Source organism: Actinomycetospora sp. (assembly GCF_055612215.1).
Genome location: NZ_JBVPVA010000008.1, coordinates 1 through 6,337, shown reverse-complemented (window position 1 = coordinate 6,337; position 6,337 = coordinate 1). Strand labels below are relative to the sequence as shown.

Below are 6,337 nucleotides of genomic sequence, written 5' to 3'. Positions count from 1 at the left end.
GACGGCTACGTCGTCCTGATGATCGACCCGCAGACCGCGGAGGTCGACGCCCACGGCCCGTTCGGGGGACCCGACGCCGCCGTCGCGGCCGATGCGCTGCGGACCTCGCTGGACTCCGAGGACCTCGGCGACGTCGCGGTGCGGATCGTGCGCCTGCACCTGCCCACCGACGCGGGATCCGGGCGCTGAGCCGTTCTCCGGCGTCCGGCCGGCCCACGGCACTCGCCCGCCCGGGCGTACCCGCACCGGCCCGCGAAACGATCCGGGGCCGCGGGACGACGAGCGGGGCATGGGTGACCACCTCCGACACCACCTGCCCCTGCAGGTCGACCGCGACGTCGCCGAGGTCCTCGGAGTCCAGCGAGGTCCGCAGCGCATCGGCCGCGACGGCGGCGTCGGGTCCCCCGAACGGGCCGTGGGCGTCGACCTCCGCGGTCTGCGGGTCGATCATCAGGACGACGTAGCCGTCGCACTCGTCGAGGGCCGCGACGGCGTCCAGCCAGTCCGGCTCCACCGCCCGGTGCCCACCGTCGTGTCGCCCGGTCCGTGCTCCGGTGACGGGGCCGGTCACGGTGTGGCAGGCGAACCGATCGCCCATGACGATCCACGCTCCTCTCGGTACTACGGTCGGTGACCTACGGCTTCACTCTTCGCGTTCAGAAGGGGGATACCGTCCGGTGTTGTCACCTGCAGTGAGTCCGATCGGCAGGTGTCCTGACATAGATCGGGCAGGATTCACCCGTTCGCGGGAGTCGTCGGTCTCACCGGGGAACGACGCGGGGCGCCGCTACGCTTCCGGCCGTGGAACGGACCAGGGGGTCGGCGGCCCCGGGTCACGACCCGACGCCCGGCCCGCCCGACGGCGTCGGCGCCACGGTGGTGATGCCCGACCGGCGCGTCGGGCCGCTCGTGGCGCTCGCGCGCCGCACGTCGGTCGCCCTCGGTGCCCTCCTCGCGGCCGGGCTGCTCGTGTACGTCCAGCGCGATGCCTACCGGGACTCCAACGGCACACCGATCGGCCTCGTCGACGCCCTCTACTACGCGACCGTGTCCCTCTCGACCACGGGCTACGGCGACATCGTCCCGGTGACCGAGACCGCCCGGCTGTGGACGATCCTCGCGATCACGCCGCTGCGCGTGCTGTTCCTCATCGTCCTGGTCGGCACCACCGTCGAGCTGCTCACCGAGCGCTCCCGCCAGGCGTTCCGCATCAGTCGTTGGAGGTCCCGCGTGCGAGACCACGTCGTGGTCGTCGGTTTCGGCACGAAGGGCCGGGCCGCCGTCGACACGCTGCTGAGCGACGACGCGGTGCCCGAGCGCATCGTCGTCGTCGACACTGACCGCGGGCGCCTCGACGCCGCCTCCGCACGCGGGCTCGTGACGGTGCGGGGGGACGCCACCGCGTCGTCGGTCCTGCGCACCGCGGGCCTGGTCCACGCGGCGTCGCTGGTCGTGGCGGTCAACCGGGACGACACCGCGGTGCTGGTGACCCTGACCGCGCGAGAGCTGGCGCCCGGGATCGCGATCACCGCCGCGGTCCGCGAGACGGAGAACGTGCACCTGCTGCGCCAGTCCGGTGCCGACTCGGTCGTCGTGTCCGCGGAGACCGCGGGGCGCCTGCTCGGGATGGCCACGACGACGCCGAGCGTGGTCGCGGTCATCGAGGACCTGCTCACCCCCGACGCGGGCATGACCCTCTCCGAGCGCCCGGTGACCGAGTCCGAGGTGGGCGGGTCGCCCCGGCACCTGCGCGACATCGTGCTCGGCGTCGTGCGGGACGGTCAGGTCCACCAGATCGACGCCCCGGCCGTGGACGCCCTCGAGCGGGGCGACCGCCTGCTCTTCGTCAAGCGCGTCGGCAGCCCGTCCCCGGGCTGAGCGTCAGTCCCGCCGCGCCTCGAAGAACACCGACGCGGCGAAGGCGGCCTCGGCGGGGCCCTCGAGAGGGCGCCCGTAGCTCCGGGCCGCGTCGGTCGAGGACTGCTCCTCGACGGTCCATCCCCGCTCGCGCAGCCGCTCGCGCGGATCGGGCCGCTCGTCGGAGAAGAAGAGCTCGCGGACGTCCACGCCGAAGTTCTGCGACGAGGTGGCCATGAGCTCGTCGTCGTCGAGGTCCTTCACCGCGTCGCCGAAGTGCTCCACGGCGATCCGGCTGCCGGGGGCGGAGAGCTCGACGACCCGGTCGAACAGGTCGATCTCGGCCTGCGCGGGCAGGTAGGGCAGCAGTCCCTCGGCGAGCCAGGCGGTGGGACGGGCCGCGTCGTGGCCTCCTTCGCGCAGGGCCGCCGGCCAGTCGTCGCGCAGGTCCACGCGCAGCGGGACGCGCCGCACCCCGCCCTCGGGCTCCGGCGTGCCCTCGGTCTCGGTCAGCACCCGGTCCTTGAAGTCGACGACGTCACGCTGGTCGATCTCGAAGACCGTCGTGCCCGACGGCCACTCGAGACGCTGGGTGCGGGTGTCGAGCCCGGAGGCGAGGATGACGACCTGGTCGATGCCGTCGCGCGCCGCGTCGAGCAGGTGCTCGTCGAACCAGCGCGAACGCACGCCGACGTAGGTCGTCATCACGCCCGACGCCGGGTCGGCCGCGTCGGCGCGGGGATCGACCTCGGTGGGGAGGTCGACCTCGTCACGCACCGCGTCGACGAACGCGGCCGCGTGCGGGTCCTCGACGAGCCCGTCGGGCCTGCGGGTCTCCATCGCGCGGGCGCTCGCCACGCCGAGCGCGGTCACCCCCACGCTCTCGGTGATCGTCCACTGGTCGTCCTCGCTGCGCATGCGACCCGGATACCCAGGTCGTTAGCCAGGCGAACGAGAGGGGGCCGATCGCCGTGCGCGGCACTCCAGGCAGTCGGCCTGCTCCGCCCCCAGGCCGGGGACGACCGCCTCGACGGGGGCGCCGCAGAGTGCGCGCAGCCCCGCCGGGTCACCGACCTCGCCCCAGGCCACCTCGACGACGTGGCGGCGCCGGTCCTCGCGGCCGGCGGCGACGAGGACGGTGTGGCCCGGCGTCGGGACCTCGGGCCGGTCCCCGGGGAGACCGGGGGCGCCCGGGTCGGGGATGTCGTCGGGCAGCTCGTGGGCCGGGAGGTCGTCCGGCGGGCTGCCGGGGCCCGGGGGCATCGGACGGCGGCCGGGCATCGGGTCGAGGCCCGAGGTCGGTCGGCGCCCGGGCGTGGACGGCGGGATCGTCACGGCGATCCCGGCGCGCGCCGCCGCGGGAGCGGGACGGCGGAGGACTCCTCCAGGACGGACTCCGGGGACCGGAGGGGACGGGGCTGCTGGGGGAGGTCGCGCAGGGCGTCGAGGACGCGGACGAGGGTCTCGGGGTCCGGGTCGTCCGTCGCGAGGACGGCCGCCCGCAGGTCCTCCGCGCCGGCGACCTCCGACGAGTGGCCCGCGCGGGCCGGCCGGGGCGTCGTCACCCTCCCGAGGATAGGAGCGGGACGGCGGAAGTCGAGCCCCGGAGCCGAAATTCCTCGACGCAGAGCGACGATCCGTGACGCTCGGAGGTCGAGCGCCGGATGGTGCGGATGGCGGTGGCCCGAACGGGTTGCGCGGGGTAACGGCGGCCCATCCGCGTACGACAGGGTGTCACGACCCGGTCGACGACCGGGGAGCCGGGGGATCGGGACGGGGCGGGCACCAACGATGAGCGTCGAGCACCTGCTGCACGCGGACGACCAGCCGCCGGAGCCACCCTCGGCGCGCCGCCGCCGGGGCGTGCGCGCCCTGCTCTACGTGCTCGTCGCGGTCCTGATCCTGGTCCTGCTCGCGGCGGCCGGCGTCGTCCTGCTGACCAACCACCTCGGCGACCAGGTCGGCCGCTACCCGTCCGTGTTCTCCGGCCTGGACCCGTCGTCGCGGCCCGCGGCGAAGGCCGGCCAGACCTTCCTGCTGGTCGGCACCGACTCCCGGTCGCCCGACCCCACCACCGGTGCCGACGCCACGGCGCCCGACTTCGTCTTCGGGGCCCAGCGCAGCGACGTGATCATGGTCGCGACGATCGCCGACGACGGGAAGAGCGCGAGCGTCGTCTCCATCCCGCGCGACTCGTGGGTCGACATTCCCGGGCACGGCATGAACAAGGTCAACGCGGCCTTCTCCTTCGGCGGCCCGCCGCTGATGATCAGGACGATCGAGCAGCTGACCCGGGTGCGCATCGACCACTTCGCGGTCATCGACTTCGCGGGCTTCCAGCAGATGACCGACGCGGCCGGTGGCATCGACGTGAACGTCGGCCAGACCACCACGTTCGGCGGCGTCACCGTGCCCGCCGGTCCGCAGCACCTCGACGGCGCCCACGCCCTCGCCTACGTCCGGCAGCGCAAGGAGCTCGCCGGCGGCGACTTCGACCGCGTCCGGCGCCAGCAGAACGCCCTGCGCGCGCTCATCTCGCAGGCCCTGTCGTCCGGCACGCTGTCCAGCCCGACCCGGGCCTACGACCTCGTGAACTCCGTGACCCAGCACGTCGGGGTGGACGACTCGCTGACCAACCCCGGTCTCGCGGAGCTGGTCTACGGCCTGCGGGACCTGCGCGGCTCGAACATCGCCTACCTCACGGTGCCGACCACGGGCACCGGGACGGAGGGGTCCCAGTCCGTCGTGTACCTCGACGAGCAGGCCGACCAGGACCTCTGGTTCGCGGTCAACACCGACGCGGTGCAGCAGTGGGCGGACGCCCGGCCGAACGCCCGCCTCCCGGCCGTCCCGCGCTGAGCGCGGTACCGCGCGCCGGGACGACACTGGGGCGGTGGAGCACGACGTCGTGATCGTGGGGGGCGGCTCCGCCGGGTGCGCGCTGGCGGGACGGCTCTCCGAGGACCCCGGGCGCCGGGTGCTGCTGCTCGAGGCCGGCCCCGCCCCGGCGCACCCCGCCGACTTCCCCGAGGAGGTGCGCGACGTCTCGTCGCTCGCGCCCGCGGACGACGGCCACCCCTACAACTGGTCCTACGCCACGGAGCTGACCGGCGCCCGGCGCACCCGGACCGCGCGCGGGCGGGTGCTCGGCGGGTCCAGCGCCATCAACGGGGCCAACCACCTGCGCGCGACGCGGGCCGACGTCGAGAGCTGGCCCGGCTGGCGCTGGGAGGACGTGCTCGCCGCCTACGTGCGCGGTGAGGACGACCACGACGCGCCCGGCCCCGACCACGGCCACGACGGCCCGGTCCCCGTCGAGCGCCCGGCCGGTGAGCTGCTCGCCGGCATCACGACACGGATCGTGCGCGCGGCGGCCGCGCTGGGTGTGCCCGCCGAGCCCGACAAGAACGGCGACGCGCCCCCCGGGGTGGGCCTGGTGCCGGCCAACGTCTCGCACGGCGTGCGGGTGAACGCGGCGATGGCCTACGTGCTGCCGCACCGCGACCGGCGCAACCTCACCGTCCGCGGCGACTGCGGTGTCGCGCGGGTCCTGTTCGACGCCGACCGCGCCGTCGGCGTCGAGACCCTCGCCGGGGAGCGGATCGAGGCCGGGGAGGTCGTCCTCGCCGCCGGGGCCATCGCGACCCCCCACCTGCTCGCGCTCTCCGGGATCGGCCCGGCCGACGAGCTGCGGGCGGTGGGCGTCCCGGTCCGGCTGGACCGGCCCGGCGTCGGGCACGGCTGGAGCGACCACCCCGCGGTGTTCCTCGGCTTCGCCTACGACGAGCCGCTGCACCCCGAGGCGGTCTCGGCGCAGGCCGCGGTCCACCTCGACGCCGGGACGCTCGACCCCGCCCTGCCCGCCGATCCGGCGGGGGACCTCGAGGTGCTGCTCTTCGCCCGGCCCTTCGCGCCCGGCGGCGCGCGCCACCTGATGTGCGCGGTGCAGCACCCCGACAGCCGCGGGGACGCCGTGTTGTGCAGCGACGATCCGCGGGAGCGGCCCCGCCTGCGTCACCACTACCTGGAGAGCCCCACCGACCGGGCGCGGATGCGGGCCGTGGTGCGGTTCGCGGCCGAGCTGCTCGGCGCCGACGGGATCGCGATCCCGAACGTGCCGCGCGGCTCCGACGCCGACCTCGACGCCTGGGTGACCGCCTCACTGGTGACCTCGTCGCACCTGTGCGGTAGCGCCGCGATGGGTCCGGCGTCCGATCCGGCGGCCGTCGTGGACCCGGAGCTGCGGGTGCACGGGGTGGCGGGCCTGCGGGTCGTGGACGCGTCGGTGCTCCCGACGGTGCCGCGCCGGGGCCCGGCCGCGACGGCCCTGATGCTCGGTGAGCGGGCGTCCGACCTGATCCGCGGCTGAGGCGCTGTCCGATCCGTGGCGCCATCGAGACCCGATCGTCACGGTTGCGACACGATGGGGTGGATCACGAGACGGTCTCGGCGCGGTGAGCGCAGAATCTCGCGGAGCCGT

At 75.0% G+C, this 6,337-nt stretch carries 7 protein-coding genes; 4 read left to right on the top strand and 3 right to left on the bottom strand.

Features of this window, described 5'->3' with window-relative positions:
- Positions 1-189, top strand: a 189-nt coding sequence (locus AC0CYZ_RS00175; RefSeq protein WP_472210793.1) for a hypothetical protein, incomplete at its 5' end; no start/stop codon positions are given.
- A 693-nt stretch (positions 190-882) separates the two neighbouring features.
- Positions 883-1,878 carry a potassium channel family protein gene (locus AC0CYZ_RS00170; RefSeq protein ID WP_472210796.1) on the top strand — a complete coding sequence of 332 codons (996 nt, stop codon included), beginning with the start codon at positions 883-885 and terminating at the stop codon, positions 1,876-1,878.
- A 3-nt stretch (positions 1,879-1,881) separates the two neighbouring features.
- On the opposite strand, the gene AC0CYZ_RS00165 is transcribed toward AC0CYZ_RS00170, so the two are convergent.
- The 3 genes from AC0CYZ_RS00165 to AC0CYZ_RS00155 are packed head-to-tail and all read right to left on the bottom strand — an operon-like array spanning position 1,882 to position 3,422.
- Positions 1,882-2,775: an SAM-dependent methyltransferase gene (locus AC0CYZ_RS00165; protein ID WP_472210791.1), complete on the bottom strand. Its 894-nt coding sequence runs from the start codon at positions 2,773-2,775 to the stop codon at positions 1,882-1,884.
- A 21-nt stretch (positions 2,776-2,796) separates the two neighbouring features.
- Positions 2,797-3,192, bottom strand: coding sequence for a hypothetical protein (locus AC0CYZ_RS00160; protein ID WP_472210788.1), 396 nt, complete (start codon positions 3,190-3,192; stop codon positions 2,797-2,799).
- The gene (locus tag AC0CYZ_RS00155; protein WP_472210785.1) at positions 3,189-3,422 is read right to left on the bottom strand and encodes a hypothetical protein; all 234 of its coding nucleotides are present in this window, start codon (positions 3,420-3,422) and stop codon (positions 3,189-3,191) included. Before AC0CYZ_RS00155 ends, AC0CYZ_RS00160 begins: the two co-directional genes overlap by 4 nt.
- 226 nt (positions 3,423-3,648) lie before the next feature.
- Here AC0CYZ_RS00155 and AC0CYZ_RS00150 point away from each other — a divergent pair, with 226 nt between their 5' ends.
- On the top strand, positions 3,649-4,716 hold the full coding sequence (locus AC0CYZ_RS00150) for an LCP family protein (protein WP_472210782.1): 1,068 nt from the start codon (positions 3,649-3,651) through the stop codon (positions 4,714-4,716).
- Positions 4,717-4,750: 34 nt separating this feature from the next.
- A complete protein-coding gene (gene mftG, locus AC0CYZ_RS00145) occupies positions 4,751-6,226 on the top strand; it encodes a mycofactocin dehydrogenase MftG (RefSeq protein ID WP_472210778.1) in 1,476 nt (491 codons plus the stop codon).
- Positions 6,227-6,337: the final 111 nt, after the last annotated feature.